The sequence below is a fragment of the Desulfosporosinus sp. Tol-M2 genome (genome assembly GCF_059735615.1).
The window spans coordinates 1-16,587 of sequence record NZ_JCAIJG010000099.1 but is presented as its reverse complement, the minus strand read 5'-3'; the positions used below and the strand labels follow the sequence as shown (position 1 = coordinate 16,587).

The 16,587-nt window shown below is 49.2% G+C and carries 17 protein-coding genes; 13 read left to right on the top strand and 4 right to left on the bottom strand.

The window, feature by feature from the left end:
- Nucleotides 1-2 precede the first annotated feature (2 nt).
- From AC6I5A_RS06865 to AC6I5A_RS06850, 4 genes are all read right to left on the bottom strand, one after another.
- Nucleotides 3-3,236 carry a helicase-related protein gene (locus AC6I5A_RS06865; RefSeq protein ID WP_034613406.1) on the bottom strand — a complete coding sequence of 1,078 codons (3,234 nt, stop codon included), beginning with the start codon at nucleotides 3,234-3,236 and terminating at the stop codon, nucleotides 3-5.
- Between the two features lie 26 nt (nucleotides 3,237-3,262).
- A complete protein-coding gene (locus tag AC6I5A_RS06860; protein WP_034613404.1) occupies nucleotides 3,263-3,463 on the bottom strand; it encodes a helix-turn-helix domain-containing protein in 201 nt (66 codons plus the stop codon).
- A gap of 85 nt (nucleotides 3,464-3,548) precedes the next feature.
- Nucleotides 3,549-4,181: a hypothetical protein gene (locus AC6I5A_RS06855; RefSeq protein WP_034613402.1), complete on the bottom strand. Its 633-nt coding sequence runs from the start codon at nucleotides 4,179-4,181 to the stop codon at nucleotides 3,549-3,551.
- Nucleotides 4,171-5,085 carry a hypothetical protein gene (locus tag AC6I5A_RS06850; RefSeq protein WP_034613401.1) on the bottom strand — a complete coding sequence of 305 codons (915 nt, stop codon included), beginning with the start codon at nucleotides 5,083-5,085 and terminating at the stop codon, nucleotides 4,171-4,173. Before AC6I5A_RS06850 ends, AC6I5A_RS06855 begins: the two co-directional genes overlap by 11 nt.
- 231 nt (nucleotides 5,086-5,316) lie before the next feature.
- Between AC6I5A_RS06850 and AC6I5A_RS06845 the strand changes: the two genes are divergently transcribed.
- From AC6I5A_RS06845 to AC6I5A_RS06785, 13 genes are all read left to right on the top strand, one after another.
- Nucleotides 5,317-5,895: a hypothetical protein gene (locus AC6I5A_RS06845; RefSeq protein ID WP_052167943.1), complete on the top strand. Its 579-nt coding sequence runs from the start codon at nucleotides 5,317-5,319 to the stop codon at nucleotides 5,893-5,895.
- Between the two features lie 84 nt (nucleotides 5,896-5,979).
- Nucleotides 5,980-6,180 (top strand): hypothetical protein, encoded by a 201-nt coding sequence (locus AC6I5A_RS06840; protein ID WP_497900561.1) that lies wholly within the window; start codon nucleotides 5,980-5,982, stop codon nucleotides 6,178-6,180.
- Nucleotides 6,146-6,487, top strand: coding sequence for a hypothetical protein (locus tag AC6I5A_RS06835; RefSeq protein ID WP_034613398.1), 342 nt, complete (start codon nucleotides 6,146-6,148; stop codon nucleotides 6,485-6,487). The genes AC6I5A_RS06840 and AC6I5A_RS06835 overlap by 35 nt, the downstream gene beginning before the upstream one ends.
- Nucleotides 6,484-7,605 (top strand): DUF2800 domain-containing protein, encoded by a 1,122-nt coding sequence (locus AC6I5A_RS06830; RefSeq protein WP_034613395.1) that lies wholly within the window; start codon nucleotides 6,484-6,486, stop codon nucleotides 7,603-7,605. The genes AC6I5A_RS06835 and AC6I5A_RS06830 overlap by 4 nt, the downstream gene beginning before the upstream one ends.
- A 12-nt stretch (nucleotides 7,606-7,617) precedes the next feature.
- Nucleotides 7,618-8,205 (top strand): DUF2815 family protein, encoded by a 588-nt coding sequence (locus AC6I5A_RS06825; RefSeq protein ID WP_034613393.1) that lies wholly within the window; start codon nucleotides 7,618-7,620, stop codon nucleotides 8,203-8,205.
- Nucleotides 8,206-8,273: 68 nt separating this feature from the next.
- A complete protein-coding gene (locus AC6I5A_RS06820) occupies nucleotides 8,274-10,214 on the top strand; it encodes a DNA polymerase (RefSeq protein ID WP_034613390.1) in 1,941 nt (646 codons plus the stop codon).
- Nucleotides 10,215-10,299: 85 nt separating this feature from the next.
- On the top strand, nucleotides 10,300-10,701 hold the full coding sequence (locus tag AC6I5A_RS06815) for a hypothetical protein (RefSeq protein ID WP_497900560.1): 402 nt from the start codon (nucleotides 10,300-10,302) through the stop codon (nucleotides 10,699-10,701).
- Nucleotides 10,698-11,132, top strand: coding sequence for a DUF7768 domain-containing protein (locus tag AC6I5A_RS06810; protein ID WP_034613387.1), 435 nt, complete (start codon nucleotides 10,698-10,700; stop codon nucleotides 11,130-11,132). The genes AC6I5A_RS06815 and AC6I5A_RS06810 overlap by 4 nt, the downstream gene beginning before the upstream one ends.
- Complete coding sequence (locus AC6I5A_RS06805) at nucleotides 11,116-13,482, top strand: virulence-associated E family protein (RefSeq protein ID WP_497900559.1); 2,367 nt, start codon at nucleotides 11,116-11,118, stop codon at nucleotides 13,480-13,482. Before AC6I5A_RS06810 ends, AC6I5A_RS06805 begins: the two co-directional genes overlap by 17 nt.
- Before the next feature lie 225 nt (nucleotides 13,483-13,707).
- Nucleotides 13,708-13,989 carry a VRR-NUC domain-containing protein gene (locus AC6I5A_RS06800; RefSeq protein ID WP_034613385.1) on the top strand — a complete coding sequence of 94 codons (282 nt, stop codon included), beginning with the start codon at nucleotides 13,708-13,710 and terminating at the stop codon, nucleotides 13,987-13,989.
- A complete protein-coding gene (locus tag AC6I5A_RS06795; protein WP_052167942.1) occupies nucleotides 13,982-14,704 on the top strand; it encodes a Rha family transcriptional regulator in 723 nt (240 codons plus the stop codon). Before AC6I5A_RS06800 ends, AC6I5A_RS06795 begins: the two co-directional genes overlap by 8 nt.
- Complete coding sequence (locus AC6I5A_RS06790; RefSeq protein ID WP_034613383.1) at nucleotides 14,692-16,059, top strand: SNF2-related protein; 1,368 nt, start codon at nucleotides 14,692-14,694, stop codon at nucleotides 16,057-16,059. The genes AC6I5A_RS06795 and AC6I5A_RS06790 overlap by 13 nt, the downstream gene beginning before the upstream one ends.
- Before the next feature lie 51 nt (nucleotides 16,060-16,110).
- On the top strand, nucleotides 16,111-16,545 hold the full coding sequence (locus AC6I5A_RS06785; protein WP_034613381.1) for a DUF1492 domain-containing protein: 435 nt from the start codon (nucleotides 16,111-16,113) through the stop codon (nucleotides 16,543-16,545).
- Nucleotides 16,546-16,587 lie beyond the last annotated feature (42 nt).

Sequence of the window (16,587 nt, the reverse complement as noted above, 5' to 3'; positions counted from 1 at the left end):
CGTCACCTCACCACAAGGAAGCAAATCATCTCAAAGTCGTCCAGTCCGCCAATTTTGGTATTTAAGGCGGACGTGCCGCCCAGACTGAACAGGCTGTCGATGTCGCTTTCCGCTTTCACATCAATGATGGAGTTAATTGCGTCCGTAAGCAGCGTAGAAATGCTCCGCATATCCCGCCCGTCCTTCGTCTCGGCATTGAACTCACGGCAAATATCCATCACAGGTGAGTCCTTACCTTTACAAAGTTGGCGGGTCTTATCGAGCAGTTCCTTGGGTGAAAGGTGGTCGCAGACGACTTCGCCGTCCGTTCCCACATATACCATATAAAATGGATGAAGTCGGTTCTGCATATCGATGTTTACGCTGTTATTAAGGTTCTTGAGAACAAACACCACACCCGGCGGGCAATCCTCCGAAGAGGGAACCACAGCGTGAAGTCCGAAGGGAACCGTGTCCATATCTCCGTTTCGCTTTACGTATTCAAGCAAGTCGAGGCGGAACTCGTTCAGTCCCAAATCCATAATAGAGATGCCTGACTGCATATCCTCAATATCCACGACTTCCTCCTGAAGCCGTTTCAGTTGCGCCTTACGGTATTCAAGGTCACCTTGTTCCTCTGCATTAATAAGGTCGTCGTCGCCCGTGGCGGTCATCACGGAAATGCGCATTCTTGTTTCGACACGCCCTTTAAGGGAAAGGTACTCATCCAAATCCACGTCCGGCCAAAAATTCACAAGCTGAATAACCGCATTACGGCTACCAATACGGTCGATTCGCCCAAACCTCTGGATAATCCGCACGGGATTCCAATGGATATCATAGTTTACACAATAGTCGCAGTCCTGGAGGTTCTGCCCCTCTGAAATACAGTCCGTAGCAATCAGTACGGAGATATCGTCATTGTTGTTCGGCATCAGCAGGTTCTTATCTTTTGAAATCGGCGAGAACAAGGTCAGTACATCGTTCATTGAAGCCCGTTGACCCTTAATGGTTGTCTTGCCGTCCACGCTTCCTGTGATCATAGCCGTATCAAGTCCAAACCTCGACTTTACGAACGTGCTCACGTTTGCGTAAAGGTACTCCGCCGTATCGGAAAATGCGGAGAAGATAAGGATTTTGCGGTTGCAATCATTTATAGGGCTGGTCAACTTGCTTTCGATTAGCCCAAACAGAGTTTGGAGCTTGGTGTCGTGTTTCGGCGTAATGTCGTCGATCAGCATTTTCAGAAGTCCCAGTGTATCAGCATCCTCCGAGAGTCTATCCCGCCAAGTCTTATAGTCCATATCTACGAGGTCGATTTTGATGCTGTGTTCGGCTGCGAAGTAGTCTGTGTTGCGGTCATCATCATCAAAGTCCGCATCGTCACCCACAAGTTCTCGACCCTTTATAACCGAGCCGCCACCTGCAGTGAATGCATCTATCTCGGCAATGGTATCGTCAATAAGCTTCTTAACACGCCCGATGGTCAAACGAAAGGACTCAACTGAACTTTCAAGGCGTTTCAAGAGGTTAATGCTCATCAAGCGCCGTATGCCCATTTCACGCCCGGCGCGGTTAATATTTATCGACGTGTCAACATACTTTGCGAGTTGGCTTGGAAAGATGAAGTCGGTTGGGATATATACTGAGAGGTTCAGCCTTATCAACTGTTCATAAATTTCGCTGTAATTAATCGCACTCTCCAAGTCGCTAAGACGAGGGCGCAGGGAAAGGGGTTTCAATCGTTCGGGGAACGAGCCTATCTCTCCCATGTTGTAATATTTCTCAATGTGCTTGCGGGATCGGGCTATGGTCACGCTGTCAAGCACTTCAAAAAAGTCAAAGTCTAGCGATTTCAAGAGTGAATCTGTAGTCCGTTCGCCATCATCTTGCTTATTCCACTGGTTGAACACTTTCTGGGCATTGCGGAATATCTCGTCTATCGGGCGTTTCGTTCCCAGCTTGTCATTAATCAGGTTCGGGTTGCCTTCGTAAGCGAGTTCGAGCTGATTACGCAGGTCAATAAAGCGATTATTGACCGGTGTCGCTGAAAGCATCAATACCTTCGTCTTAACACCCGCGCGAATGACACGGTTCATAAGACGAAGGTAGCGGTTCTCGCGGCGGTCTTCTCCGTAAACCTCTCCACCATTTCTGAAGTTATGAGACTCATCAATGACCACAAGGTCATAATTGCCCCAGTTAAGCCTGTTTAAATCAAGTCCGTTTGACTTACCACGTTCTCTCGAAAGGTCTGTATGGTAAAGTACATCGTACCTCAAACGGTCGGCGGCTATCGGGTTATTTATATAGTTATCCTTAAAAGTGTTCCAGTTGTCTGACAGCTTTTTGGGGCAAAGCACAAGCACAGATCGGTTACGGTTCTCATAGTACTTTATGACCGCAAGAGCAGTGAATGTTTTACCAAGTCCGACGCTATCTGCAAGGATACATCCATTGTAAGATTCAAGTTTGTTTATAATCGCCAGAACTGCATCCTTTTGAAAAGTGTAGAGCTTATTCCAAATTTTGCTCTCTTTGAAGCCAGTCGCCTCGTTTGGCAGCACATCCTCAGAAATATCCTCCAAGAACTCGTTGAAGATGTTAAATATAGCTACGAAGTAGATAAATTCAGGCGCGTTTTCGTTATAAGCAGCTGTGATGCCATCAATGACCTGATCGGTCACGTCCTGCATCAGGCTCTTGTCATTCCATATCTGCCCGAACATACGAACGTACTCACCCGAAAGCGGCGCAAACATTTTATTGACTGGATTGATAATGTTGTTGCCGCGCTCACACCCAATGTCAGCAGTAGTGAATCCATGGAGCGGCATATAAGTCGTTGCCTCTTCACCGATAACATTCATGAAACCGCTGATATTTCCGCCCGTCAAGTTAGAGCGGAACTTCACTTTCTTACGAATCCAGTCGGCACATTCACGGGCGATAGCCTTCTGCGTCAGCTCGTTGCGAAGCTTCACTTCGAACTCTGTGCCATAGAGAGATCGCTCGCGGTCAAGACGGGGTATATAGAACTCCCGCTTTTCTTTGGGAGCTTTCTCTTGCAGAAATGTCGGTGAGGTAAAAATAAAGCGCAACTCATCAATGCCATCAAGCTGCTTCTTGAGGGCTTGATAGGCATAGATTGAGAAACACGCCGCCGCCACGGACAGCTTGTCGCCCTTCTTAATAGTGACTGTCAAATCGTCTTTGACGGTTTTGCTCACATTGTCGAACATTTCTGGCATTTGCATAATGTTAGCTCCTTATATTCAAAAGTTTAGTCTTTAATTTTCCCCTCACGCACCCATTCGTCCACCTCAGAGATTTTAAACTTATACCGTTTGCCCGCACGGTAGAATGGCAGCTTGCCATCTTTAACCCACGTCCTAACAGTATCTTCGCTCACAGACAGATGAGCGGCGATATCTTCAAGATTTACCCACTTCTCCGGTGTGACATTTTCAGGTTCGTTACTCATTTGGAATCCTCCTTTTTTCATGCTGGAAAGGACAACACTATCTATCTTACAGGTGTTATTTCCGTTTTCTGCAGTTGTGTGCTGTTTATGTCGGAGCAAGTACACTTATTCCAGCAGCTTTCAATTCTTCAATCAAATTGACCTTCTTGATCGCCCAATGGGTGCGGTTCAATTCGTTGAACGAGGATGCTCCTTGCAGGGCAATGTTGAAAGCAATCTCATTAAGCTTTTGCTGTGGTACCGCCCAAAGCGGATGAAAATGAATCTTGATGCCATTATCTTGAATCTTCACATCAGTCACAATTCCAAAGCAGGCTTGATGGGCATCATCGGTCTTACCGTAGCCGTGGTTCTCGCTCGCAAAGAGGGACGGGAAGGTCTTGATTTGCGAAATCGCATCCTCACCTAAAGCAGCGAATTGTGCCTTAACTTCCGATGACATACTCTCCGTTAATGCCCGGTCTTTTGGAACGGTAAAGTGTCCGCCACAGAATGTTTCATCACCTATAACAAACAGATTGTAATAGTCCATATTGAGGGCGACGTTTCTGTTGACAAAGCCGCCTGGTCCTGTAGACATCATAGGAATGATGAGATTCACTACGTTATTCACGTTGTTTGCCTGCGCGACCTGTACACTTCTTTCGCCGGTCTGTGCGAAGACTGTAGCGTTCGCCGGTAAGTTATCTAATGGAAGTGTTTGTAGTTTATTGTTCACTTTTGCCACCTCCGCTGTTATTTATCGTAATCGTGCCAATACTGCCTATTTGAATACTGTTACTCCCGTATTGGTTAAATACGGACGGATTGTTGACCGTTTGATTCGTTGTCTTCGAAGATGCATCCTCAGTTGCATCCTTCACAAATGCTTCGCCGTACTCAGCAGATGGTTCATCCTCTACCGCAGCTGCGGTTTCCTGTTCAATCTCGCTGGTTAGCATTTCAAGCAGCGTTACGTTGATTGGTCTAGTAATGCCATCACCCATAGGTCCCGTATATTTTCTTTCAGCTCTGCCCCTTGATGGACACCAAGTGTCGTAAGTGGCTTTGCCTACCTTATTGTCTTGTCTATTTACTATGACGAAGTGCCAAACGCCTAACAGAAATGTTTGCAAGCAGAAGTCGCTCATCCCTCGGAGAGCGGCTTTTGTTATCCCTTGCCCATTTTCGGCTATGTAGAATTCTTGATTATCAGCAATACTCTGGTCGGCATTTATTAGGTCAAGGAATGCCCTTACAAGCCAGACCTCTCTGGCTGTGCTTGTCCCAATTTCAAGGAAACGCTTGATAAAATCATCCATTGCTTTCAGTGCTTCGAGATACTGTGTTTTAACACGGTTATCGAATGCAGCTACTTCATGATCGAACAGGAAAGAAAGATTGGTGCCATTATTTTCACATGACTTGTAATCGGACGCATTCGTACTGAATGTGTCCTTGTTTTTAGGCGCGGTGTACTCAGGATAAACCACGCTGCCGAGACCCGCGAGAGTTTCAGGCTGTGATAGACCGTCGAGTTCACCAGCATATTGACTACGCCTGCTTGTTCGCTGATTCCGGGCTTCCAGAACCAGAGTAAAAAACGTGCCACCACAAAGCACGGGATAAGTGAAGTTTGACACTTATTTTCCTCCATTGATACTCATTTACTCTATTAACCCTATTAACTCTATTGTCAATTGACTGCCACCCAATGAACTTCAAGTTAGCCCTTAGAGAGCAATCTCTAGGGGCTTTTTTTGTTGTCTTGGGCTGGACAAGCAGATGTTCATATCCAATCCAATTCCGAACAAACCCCACTAAACCATTATAACTCAATAAATAAAATTGTCAATCTTTGGAGGAAAAACAAGATGAAAAATTATCAAAAACTGTACTACCAACACTACTACGAAATGTTCCCAAACGGAGCGGAAACAGAAGTAACCCGCCGCGAGTGCTTTGCACCCGCCGAAGAACCAACCCCAGCAAATCCCTTCAAACAAAGGTGGTTCTATGACCCCGAAGCCAGCTACGCCGTCCGGCTGCCCCGTAACCAAACAGGCGAAGTTCTCGGAAAACGCAATGCCGCCGACCTGAAAGCCTCAGAGCGATATCAGGTTAGAAAGGCCGAAAACTGCCCCGGAGAGCTGGACAAGCCCATTGCCTACGGCGATGACGGCAACGAGGTCTTTATAGAGGTTACCGATGAATCAGCAGACATTCTTGCCATTTTGGAAGACCAGGAACGGCTTTCCGCCCTAATATCTGCGCTTGAGCGACTTGCTCCTGACGACCGTGAATTGTGGACATGCCTTGTAAACAAGGTGAAGAAACAGGACATCGCCGACCGGTTCAACCTGACACTTGATGGCGTGTATTACCGGGAGAAGCGGCTCAAGTCCATCCTCCGTTCTGACAACACCCTAAAAAGTTTTTACACCGACAACTGATTTTTGACTACGGGTTCTCACCCCTCACTGTCCAGTAGGAAGTGAGGGGCGATGTTCCTACATCACAGAAACGGAGGTAAAGCAATGCAAACAAGGCAATGCAGCAGGTTTGTGGAGTACCGTGACCACGAACAAAACGAGGAACTCATAGGCGTTCTTATGGCGATCAGCATCGTGAGCAAAAGACTCGCGGGCAGACTGGCCGCTCTGGAGCACCGATACGGAGAAAAATCAAGAGGAGGAAGATGCTATGACACCCAACAAAGCGCAGCAAATCGGAAATGACCTTTCATGTTTGGCGGCCTCAATCGCCGAAATCGCTGAGGAAATCAAATCTCTGTACGACTTTGACCATGACAATGATGAGGCTTCCGATGAGCCGGAATCGGTAAAAGAAGAACCTACGTCAGAACCAACTAAACCCCAAACACCCACACTTGAAGAAGTGCGTGGCCTCCTTGCGGATAAAGCATCAAGCGGATTTAGGGAGGCGGTACAAAGCCTTATTAAGAAGCACGGTGCGAACCGGCTCTCCGACATCGACCCAGCCGAATATGCTGTCCTTATTACGGAAGTGAGGGCACTTAAATGAGCGACGGTGCAAAACACTCACTTTTGTCACCGTCCTCAAGCCACCGCTGGATTGAATGCCCGCCATCGGCTCGTCTGACCGAGAACTATCAGGACACAAGATCGGGTTACGCCGCAGAAGGTACTCAGGCGCACAGCATAGCAGAATCGAAGCTACGACACAGGCTCGGCCAATCAAATCCCCTCTACAAATGCTTCGACATCGAGATGGACGAACACACGGATGATTACATCGCTTTCGTAACAGAGCAGCTCGAGGGGCTTACAGATCCAAAGGTCTACGTGGAACAGAAGGTCGACTGCTCCCTCTGGGTTCCCGAGTGCTCCGGCACCTGCGATGCGCTCATTATCTCGGACGGAGTGCTTCACATCATTGATCTGAAATACGGGCGCGGGGTCAAGGTTGACGCGGAAGGCAACAACCAGCTTCGGATTTACGCTCTTGGCGCTTTGGAGATGTTCGGCTTCCTGTATCCCATTCACACGGTGCGGATGTCAATCTTCCAACCAAGACTTCAGAACTGCTCGACTTGGGAGGTTACCCGCGCGGACATCGAAAAGTGGGCTGAAGAAGTTTTGAAGCCCGCTGCGGAACTGGCGTGGTACGGCAATGGCGACTACAAGGCAGGTGACCACTGCCAGTTTTGTAAGGCGAAAGCGGAATGCCGCGAACGTGCCAAGGCAAACATGGCTCTCGCTGCCTACGATTTCATCGAGCCAGTGCTGCTTGAAACTAATGAGATTGCTTCTATCCTCGGCAAGATTGACAAGCTAGTCTCCTGGGCTTCGGACATAAAAGACTTCGCCCTCACCGAAGCACTCAAGGGCGTGAAGTTCGATGGCTGGAAAGTGGTCGAAGGCAGGAGTAACCGTAAGTACACAGACGAGGCGGCTGTCGCGGAAGCTGTCAAAGTTATCGGACTTGATCCGTACGAACACAAAGTCCTCGGCGTTACCGCGATGACCACCCTTCTCGGAAAGAAGCGGTTCGAGGAGACAATCGGTGGGCTGATTGAAAAGCCCCAAGGCAAACCAGTGCTTGTTCCGGAAGCGGACAAGCGTCAAGAAATCAACATTACTACGGCGGCGGACGATTTCGCCGACCCAATTGAAAATTAGGAGGATTCTATCATGGCAAACACAGTAAATAATACCGCAGTCAACCCAACTAAAATCATCACGGGTGTATGCCGCCTGAGCTACGCAAATATCTGGCAGGCGAAATCCATCAACGGTGGTGCACCGAAATATTCTACCAGCGTACTCATCCCCAAAAGTGATACCAAGACGATCGCCAAGGTCAAAGCGGCGATCCAAGCCGCCTACGAAGAAGGCGAAGGCAAACTTAAGGGCAACAGCAAATCAGTGCCGTCCCTCGCTTCTCTAAAAACACCTTTGCGTGACGGCGACACCGAAAGACCCGATGACGAAGCTTATGCCGGTCACTGGTTCCTGAACGCCAACAGCAACACCGCACCGGGTGTAGTGAATGCGAACCGTGAGCCTATCTACGACACCAGCGAAATCTACTCCGGCGTATATGCCCGTGTATCCCTCTCGTTTTATGCATTTAATAGCAATGGCAATCGCGGCATCGCCTGCGGTCTCCAGAACATCCAAAAGGTACGCGACGGCGAGTCGCTCGGCGGGAAGTCGAGGGCTGAGGACGATTTCGACGACGACTTCAAGGCCGATGACGGTGAGGATTTCCTCAATTAGAGCAAATTCATGGAAAAGCATCGGAGGGCGGCAGGATAACTTGCCGCCCTCTTGTTATTGGAGGACATATGAAAACGATCAGCATTGACATAGAAACCTATTCGTCCGTCGACCTTTCCAAATCAGGCGTATATAAATACGCCGAGGCACCGGACTTTGAAATAATCCTTTTTGGCTATTCTGTGGACGGTGGTGAGGTTCTTGTAGCCGACCTTGCAAGTGGCGCAACCATACCACCCGATATCATCGATGCACTGACGGATGATACAGTTGAAAAATGGGCATTTAACGCTGCTTTTGAACGTATCTGTCTGTCAAGATGGCTGGGATTGCCCATGGGTCAATATCTTAACCCAGCGTCATGGCACTGTTCTATGGTCTGGTCGGCATACATGGGGTTGCCACTTTCTCTCGAAAACGTTGGTTTGGTGCTTGGTTTGGAAAAGCAGAAATTGACTGAGGGTAAGGATCTAATCCGTTACTTTTGCAAGCCGTGTGCTGTCACAACTTCCAACGGTCGTCGTACCCGCAATCTTCCCGAACACGCTCCCGATAAATGGGAACAGTTTAAATTGTATAATCGCCGCGATGTTGAAACGGAAATGTCCATTCAAGCCCGGCTCGCAAAGTTTCCTGTTCCGGATAACATCTGGGAGGAATATCGCCAGGACCAAGAAATCAACGACCGTGGTGTGTTGCTTGACATGACGCTCGTAAAGAATGCCATAGCTGCCGATGAAAGGTCAAAATCTGAACTGATGCATAAGATTCGGCAGCTGACGGAATTGGATAATCCCAACTCAGTGGCACAGATGAAAAACTGGCTCGCTGAAAACGGACTGGAAACCGACACTCTTGGCAAGAAAGCCGTCGCGGAATTGTTGAAAACCGCGCCCGAACCGCTTGGAGAGGTGCTATTGCTCCGTCAGCAGTTAGCAAAATCCTCAATTAAAAAATATCAAGCAATGGAAACAGTAGCCTGCGCCGACAACCGTGCCAGAGGGCTGTTCCAGTATTACGGTGCAAATCGAACCGGCCGTGCTGCGGGGCGATTGATTCAATGCCAAAACCTGCCCCAAAATCACATGGCAGACCTTGAACAAGCGCGAAGTCTTGTGCGTAGCAGTGATTTTGACACCCTCAATATACTTTATGACAATGTTCCGGTGGTCCTGTCTGAACTTATTCGCACGGCTTTTATCCCAAAAGAAGGCTGTAAGTTTATCGTCGCCGACTTCTCAAGCATCGAGGCGGTCGTCTTAGCATGGCTCGCAGGCGAAAGTTGGACACTCGAAGCCTACTCAGCAAAACGCGACCTCTATATTGAGAACGCCGAGATCATGTTTGGTGTACCCAAAGGCTCTATCGATAAGAAATCCCCGCTGCGCCAGAAGTCTAAAATTGCCGTCCTCGCTTGCGGGTACTCCGGCTCGGTTGGTGCACTGAAAGCTTTCGGTGCTTTGGAAATGGGACTGAAAGAAGAAGAACTGAAACCTCTCGTTGATGCGTGGCGGGCGGCGAATCCTAACGTGGTCAGATTTTGGTGGGATGCCGATAAAGCCGCCAAGACTGCCGTGAAACAAAGGAAGATCACCGAAACCCACGGAATCAGGTTCAGCTATCAGAGCGATATGCTCTTCATTACTTTACCCAACGGCAGGAAGCTGGCATACGTCAAGCCGCGCATTGGGGAGAACCGTTTTGGCTCGGAGTGCGTCACTTACGAAGGCATCGGCGCGACAAAGAAATGGGAGCGTATTGATTCCTCGCCCGGAAAGTGGGTCGAAAATATCACCCAGGCCGTGGCCCGTGACATTCTTTACTACGCCCTCTCCACATTTCGATCCGCCAATGTAGTCATGCATGTTCATGATGAAGTTGTTATTGAGGCCAACAAGCATCTATCTCCTGCTGTTGTCTCTGAACAGATGAGCCGTGCGCCGTCTTGGGCAGCAGGGCTTCCACTTCGCTGCGATAGCTACGAAACGCCGTTTTATAGAAAAGACTGAAAAGCAACTACGGAATTACCGCCACCGCTGTCCTTTAGGAAGTGGAGGCGGTTTTTCGTCTATCACAAATTTGGAGGAAATGAAAATGTTCTATCTCAAAGCCAAACTGGCAAATGGCAAGGTCAATAAAACAGATATCACTGACGAAAACGTGTTCACACGCTGTCCTGACTGTGGAAGGGAATTGCCTATCGACCTTGTGGAGGTTTTCTCGGACGGCGAAGGTGATCTCTTTTCCACCAGTATCGTCTGCTCCACCTGCACTAAAAAACGCGCTGAAAAATCCAGCCACACTGTCGGCATAAAAATTACAATCGACGGTATCGCCCTACTATCAGACACACTCTGTCAGGCGAGCTACGGCGAGCAGGTGTATGACCTTTTCAATGAATACGAAATTGAGGCAATTCAAGAGCTTGTTCCTGAACAGTACGAGTCATTCGCCGACGCGCTGAAGGCGCTCGCTACGGAAGGCGGCAGCTTATGAACCTAAAAAACTCAGAAGGCTACCCAGACCCAACTGCTGAAATCGCTCTTGCAAACGTGGCGAAATCCGAAAAAGCAGTCAAGACCTACCGTCCACTTGTGTATATCGCATCTCCTTTCGCAGGAGACACGGAATACAACATCTTCCGAGCCAGAGACTACTGCCGCTTTGCGGTGAGTCGCGGTTGTATCCCTCTCGCCCCGCATCTGCACTATCCGCAGTTTATGGACGACAGCGATCGTGATGAGCGGGCACTTGGATTGTTCTTCGCCATCATACTGCTCGGAAAATGCGATGAACTCTGGGTATTCGGAGGACACATCAGCGACGGGATGTCACGAGAAATTGCCAAAGCGAAAAAACGAGGCATTCCCGTTAGGTACTTCAATTCCAGATGTGAGGAGGAATCAACGGATGCCAGAACTGATTAAAATCTCCGTCTGCAATCGTAAGACGGACCGGAAATACAAAAACCAGGAACATTCATGGGAATACATTGTTGAGCGAAATCGCACCCCACTTCGAACGACAGAGACAGCCGAGGAATATCCGAAGCTATCCAAGCAGCGCAGAGATGATGCCAAGGATCATGGTGGTTTTGTTGGCGGATGGCTTAAAGGCGGTATTCGAAAGAATGGAAACGTCATCAGCCGCAGGATCGGCGCGCTTGACGCGGATAACATCCCTAAAAATGAAGACTTTCTTGCAGCTACAGCCTCCGCTCTTGCCGGGCTTACTTACTTCCTCTACTCCACCCACAGTCACACGTCGGGAAGCCCGCGCTACCGGGTGGTCATTCTTTTCAGCCGTGAGGTCAGTGAAGATGAGTATCCTGCGTTGATGCGGATGGTCGCCAAGGAAATCGGCATTGATTATTTCGACGACACCACCTATCAGGCAAACCGCATGATGTACTGGGCTTCCTGCCCGGCAAACGGCGAGTTTGTTTTTTATGAGAAGTCCGGCGATTCGCTGGACCCTGACAAATATCTCGCTCTGTATAACAATTGGCGTGATGTGACCCAGTGGCCGACCTCATCACGAGAAAGTGAAGTCCGAAATCGAGATGTCAAGAGCCAGCAAGACCCGCTTGAAAAACATGGTGTAGTCGGAGCTTTTTGTACAGCTTATCCCATTGAGGAGGCCATCGCTGAGTTTCTGCCTGATATCTACGAACCGGCAGCAGTAGATGGTCGTTATCAGTTTAAAGATGCCGACTCCACCGCAGGCGTAGTCATCTATGACGGTAAATGGGCCTACTCCCACCACGCTTCCGACCTTGCGGGCGGAAAGTTGCTAAATGCCTTTGATCTCGTCAGAACTCACAAATTTCCGGACCTTGATGAAAAGGCATCGTTTAAGGCTATGTCCGAGTTCGCTGTGTCACTTGACCGGGTGAAACTCCAACTGGATGCGGAACGTCAGGCGCAGGCACAAGCCGACTTCGACACGGAATCCGGCGACTGGCGGACCCTCCTTAGATATCAACCTCGAAGCAGCATTCTGGAAAACAGCGTCTGGAATGAAGTGCTTATTCTAAACAACGACCCTGATTTCGCTAACTTTGCCTATAACGAACTGGCCAACAGGATTCAGGTCACCGGCAAAGTGCCGTGGGAACGGCCACCAGATAATAAGTTCTGGCGCGACGCGGATACAGCGCAGATGAAAGCATTCATTGACATCCGCTATGTCGCATTCTCAAGCCGGAACCATGATGTAAGTTTCACCAAGGTTGCCGACGACAGGCGGTTCCATCCAATACGGGATTACCTTGACGGGTTGCCCCCCTGGGACGGGACAAAGCGGATCGAAACCCTTCTCGTCCGCTGCCTGCAGGCTGATGACACGCCGTATGTGCGGGCAGCCACCAGAAAGACCTTTGCTGCAGCTGTTGCTCGAATTTACAAGCCTGGCACGAAGTTTGACAGTGTGCTGGTTTTCGATGGTGTGCAGGGCATCGGCAAATCCACCCTTTTCAAAGACCTCGTTGGCGATGAGTTCTATTCAGAAACGCTCTCACTCACCGATATGGACGACAAGTCCGGTGCTGAGAAGTTGCAGGGCTTCTGGGTGGTAGAAATCGGCGAGCTCGCCGGGATGAAAAAAGCTGACATAGAAAAGGTCAAGGCGTTCCTTTCCACCTCGGATGACAAATACCGCCCCAGCTACGGCAAGACTGTGGAGAGTCATCCGCGCCAGTGCATCATCATCGCCTCGGTCAATGGCGAACGCGGATACCTCCGTGATATCACGGGTAACCGGCGCTTCTGGATCGTGAAGGTACATCAGGAGGAGCAGATCAAGAAATGGAACTTCACTGCCGAGGAACGCGACCAGATCTGGGCTGAGGCAAAAACCATCTGGGAAAGCGGCGAAAAGTTGTACCTCGAAGGCCGCCTTGTTAAGGAAGCTGAGGAAGCCCAGCGCGATGCTATGGAAGTCGACGAGCGCCAAGGTATGGTCGAGGAATATCTCGAAACTCTGCTCCCCGACAACTGGGATAGTATGGATACCTACGCCCGCCGCAGCTATATCGCCGACAAGGACGCCCCAACCTCTCCGATTGGCACCATACGCCGTGAGACGGTCAGCAATGCTGAGATTTGGGCGGAGTGCTTTGGGCGAAGCCTGGCCGAACTGAAGCCAACCGATTCTTATGCGCTAGCGGCTTTAATGACTCGCGTTAGCGGGTGGCAAAGGACAAAGGCAAGGAAGCGGTTAGCTATTTACGGCGAGCAACGGCTTTATTGCAGGGTCGTCGCATCGGAAAAACCCTGAAATACAAAGGGTTTGACAACATTTTAGGACAAGTGCGACAACTATTCTCCTTATATTCAAAAGGCTTTCTACAAGTCAGAGTAAAGCGCTGATGTACGCAACACACGCGCGTAAGAAATATATAGGAGAAACTGTCGAATTTGTCGCATCAAGACCTGTAAACCGCTTAAATAAAGGCTTTTAAGTGCGACAGGTGTTTTTTAGAAACTTGTCGCGGAGGTGTTTATGAAAGAAAAAGTACTGGAACGCAAACTGGTGGATGCAGTCAAGGCTATGGGAGGCATCGCACCTAAATATATTTCACCAAATTTCTACGGAATGCCCGACCGACTTGTCCTTATACCAGTAGGGAGACTTGCTTTTGTTGAGGTCAAACGTTATGGGGAGCATCCCCGGCCACTACAGGAAGCAAGGCATGGAATGCTTCGGCGCTTAGGCTTCAAGGTATTTGTGCTTGACCGCCCTGAACAAATCAAACAGATACTGGAGGATATAGCGAATGGATAACCAACTTATTAAACTCGGTCTTACCGAGAGGAACGGCAAAGCCGTCGTATCAAGCCGCGACATCGCGCGAGTGTTTGAAAAGGAACATAAGCATGTGATGCGTGACGTCCGTGGAATTATTGAAAATGACCCTGCTTGGGGTCAGTCCAATTTTGGACACACCCCCTACATCGAGCCACAAAACGGACAGACCTATTACGAATACCTTGTTACCCGTGACGGATTCACGCTGCTGGTCATGGGCTATACCGGCGAAAAGGCGATGCAGTTCAAGAAAGCCTACATCGCAGCGTTCAATGAAATGGAACGCAAACTCGCACCCCGGAATTACAAGGAAGCATTACTTGCTCTCGTTGCTGCAGAAGAACAACGGGAAGTCCTCGAAGCCCAGAACAAGGTGTTGCAAATCACAGCTGCCAAGTACGAAGGTCAAACCGACACAGTGGAACTCTATAAGGTCGGTGAAATTGCCGAGGAACTGGGAACAACGGCTGTAACCCTGAATCGTTTTCTTCGGGACTGCCATGTGCAGTATAAACCGAACGGCTCTCAAACTTGGCGGCTTTATGCTGATTATATCGGGCACAACATCGCCCTTCCCAAACTAGTGCAATTGGAAAATGGTTATGAAATGCCGATGCTGCTTTGGACGGCGAAAGGTCGTGACTTTATCTTTGACCTGGCCGAACGGGAGATGCCGCGATGGTACGCCTAAATTATAAGCCCCACCACTACCAGCAATATGCCACGGACTTCATCGAGAGGAATTCAATAAGCGCAATACTCCTCTCGATGGGTCTTGGCAAGACAGTTATCACCCTGACCGCTGTTAACGACCTGCTTTACGACTACTTTGATGTGGGTAAAGTCCTAGTCATCGCCCCGCTTCGGGTCTGCACCAATGTTTGGAAGCAGGAAACTGATAAGTGGCTTCACCTGCAGGGACTGAAAGTCTCGGTTGCAGTTGGCACGGAGCGGGAACGACTCGCCGCGCTTAAGGTTAAGGCAGACATTTACGTCATCAACAGAGAGAACACCCAATGGCTCATAGAGGAAAGCGGCGTTCCGTTTGACTTTGATATGCTGGTCATTGATGAACTGTCATCGTTTAAGAATTACCAGTCAAAACGGTTCCGGTCGCTGATGAAGGTTCGCCCCAAGGTAAAACGAGTTGTCGGACTGACGGGTACACCATCAAGCAACGGCCTGATGGATTTATGGGCGCAGTTTAGGCTACTCGATATGGGGCAGCGGCTTGGACGGTTTATTGGAAAGTACCGAACCGATTACTTCTTACCGGATAAACGGAATGGCCAGGTCATCTTCAGTTATAAACCATTGCCGAACGCTGAGAAGCGCATCTACGATAAAATCGGAGACATTACCATCAGCATGAATGCGACTGATCACCTTCAAATGCCGGAACTTCTGATGGTAGAACATCCGGTACGGTTATCGGAAACAGAACTTGAACGTTATGATGAACTAAAACGCGACCTCGTGCTTACCTTGACTGGTGGTGAAGTGACCGCTGCCAATGCCGCCGCTTTAAGTGGAAAGCTGTGTCAGATGGCAAACGGTGCGGTCTATGGTGACGACGGCGAGGCAATCGAAACCCACAGTCGTAAACTTGATGAATTAGAAGATCTCATTGAACAGGCAAACGGCAAACCGGTCCTGGTCGCATACTGGTTTCAGCATGATAAAACGAGAATTGCTGAGCGGCTTCAAAAACTGCACATCCCTTTTACTCAACTCGACAAGCCCGATACCATCACAAGGTGGAACAACGGCGAACTGCCGGTAGCCCTTATCCACCCCGCTTCAGCTGGTCATGGTCTGAACCTCCAAGCCGGAGGCAGCACCTTAATATGGTTTGGGCTGACGTGGAGTTTGGAGCTTTACCAGCAGACCAATGCCCGTTTATGGCGACAGGGTCAGTCAGCAGAAACGGTCGTCATCCACCACATCCTGACCGAGCATACAATCGACGAACAGATCATCAGTGCATTGGCGCAAAAAGATCGCACCCAAAGCGCCTTAATCGCTGCTGTGAAAGCAAATCTATGAAAATCTAAGGAGTCAATCCGAGAGGACATTAACTTTTCGGAGGTAGCCCTTATGGATAAAACAATAAGACAACTCACGGCGAAGGAGTATTTATCCCAAGCCTACCGTATCGACCAACGCATCAACAGCAAAATCGAGCAAGTGCAATCTCTACGGGAACTCGCAGGAAAAGCCACCGCGACCTTGTCTAATGAAGCTTTCAACGGAACGCGCAACTTCCACCGCATGGAGGATGTAATCTGTAAGATAATGGACTTGGAATCGGAAATCAACGCCGATCTAATGCAGCTCATAGACACCAAGCACGAAATCGTCACGGTCGTGAAATGCGTGGAGAACCCTGAACTTCAGACTCTTCTGGAACTTCGCTACCTATGCTTCAAGACGTGGGAACAGATCGCAGTCGAGATGCACTTCGATCTTAGGTGGGTGCATCGGCTTCATCACAGGGCTCTAAACGAGGTCGATTCCATACGCCACTGTTGACCACTATAATACTGTGGTACCCTATGTAATTATCCTCAAAAG

Excerpts from the sequence above, each read along its gene's own strand:
- AC6I5A_RS06865 (WP_034613406.1), bottom strand. The coding sequence starts at position 3,236 with ATGCAAATGCCAGAAATGTTCGACAATGTGAGCAAAACCGTCAAAGAC.
- AC6I5A_RS06860 (WP_034613404.1), bottom strand. The coding sequence starts at position 3,463 with ATGAGTAACGAACCTGAAAATGTCACACCGGAGAAGTGGGTAAATCTT.
- AC6I5A_RS06845 (WP_052167943.1), top strand. The coding sequence starts at position 5,317 with ATGAAAAATTATCAAAAACTGTACTACCAACACTACTACGAAATGTTC.
- AC6I5A_RS06840 (WP_497900561.1), top strand. The coding sequence starts at position 5,980 with ATGCAAACAAGGCAATGCAGCAGGTTTGTGGAGTACCGTGACCACGAA.
- AC6I5A_RS06835 (WP_034613398.1), top strand. The coding sequence starts at position 6,146 with ATGACACCCAACAAAGCGCAGCAAATCGGAAATGACCTTTCATGTTTG.
- AC6I5A_RS06830 (WP_034613395.1), top strand. The coding sequence starts at position 6,484 with ATGAGCGACGGTGCAAAACACTCACTTTTGTCACCGTCCTCAAGCCAC.
- AC6I5A_RS06825 (WP_034613393.1), top strand. The coding sequence starts at position 7,618 with ATGGCAAACACAGTAAATAATACCGCAGTCAACCCAACTAAAATCATC.
- AC6I5A_RS06820 (WP_034613390.1), top strand. The coding sequence starts at position 8,274 with ATGAAAACGATCAGCATTGACATAGAAACCTATTCGTCCGTCGACCTT.
- AC6I5A_RS06815 (WP_497900560.1), top strand. The coding sequence starts at position 10,300 with ATGTTCTATCTCAAAGCCAAACTGGCAAATGGCAAGGTCAATAAAACA.
- AC6I5A_RS06810 (WP_034613387.1), top strand. The coding sequence starts at position 10,698 with ATGAACCTAAAAAACTCAGAAGGCTACCCAGACCCAACTGCTGAAATC.
- AC6I5A_RS06805 (WP_497900559.1), top strand. The coding sequence starts at position 11,116 with ATGCCAGAACTGATTAAAATCTCCGTCTGCAATCGTAAGACGGACCGG.
- AC6I5A_RS06800 (WP_034613385.1), top strand. The coding sequence starts at position 13,708 with ATGAAAGAAAAAGTACTGGAACGCAAACTGGTGGATGCAGTCAAGGCT.
- AC6I5A_RS06795 (WP_052167942.1), top strand. The coding sequence starts at position 13,982 with ATGGATAACCAACTTATTAAACTCGGTCTTACCGAGAGGAACGGCAAA.
- AC6I5A_RS06790 (WP_034613383.1), top strand. The coding sequence starts at position 14,692 with ATGGTACGCCTAAATTATAAGCCCCACCACTACCAGCAATATGCCACG.
- AC6I5A_RS06785 (WP_034613381.1), top strand. The coding sequence starts at position 16,111 with ATGGATAAAACAATAAGACAACTCACGGCGAAGGAGTATTTATCCCAA.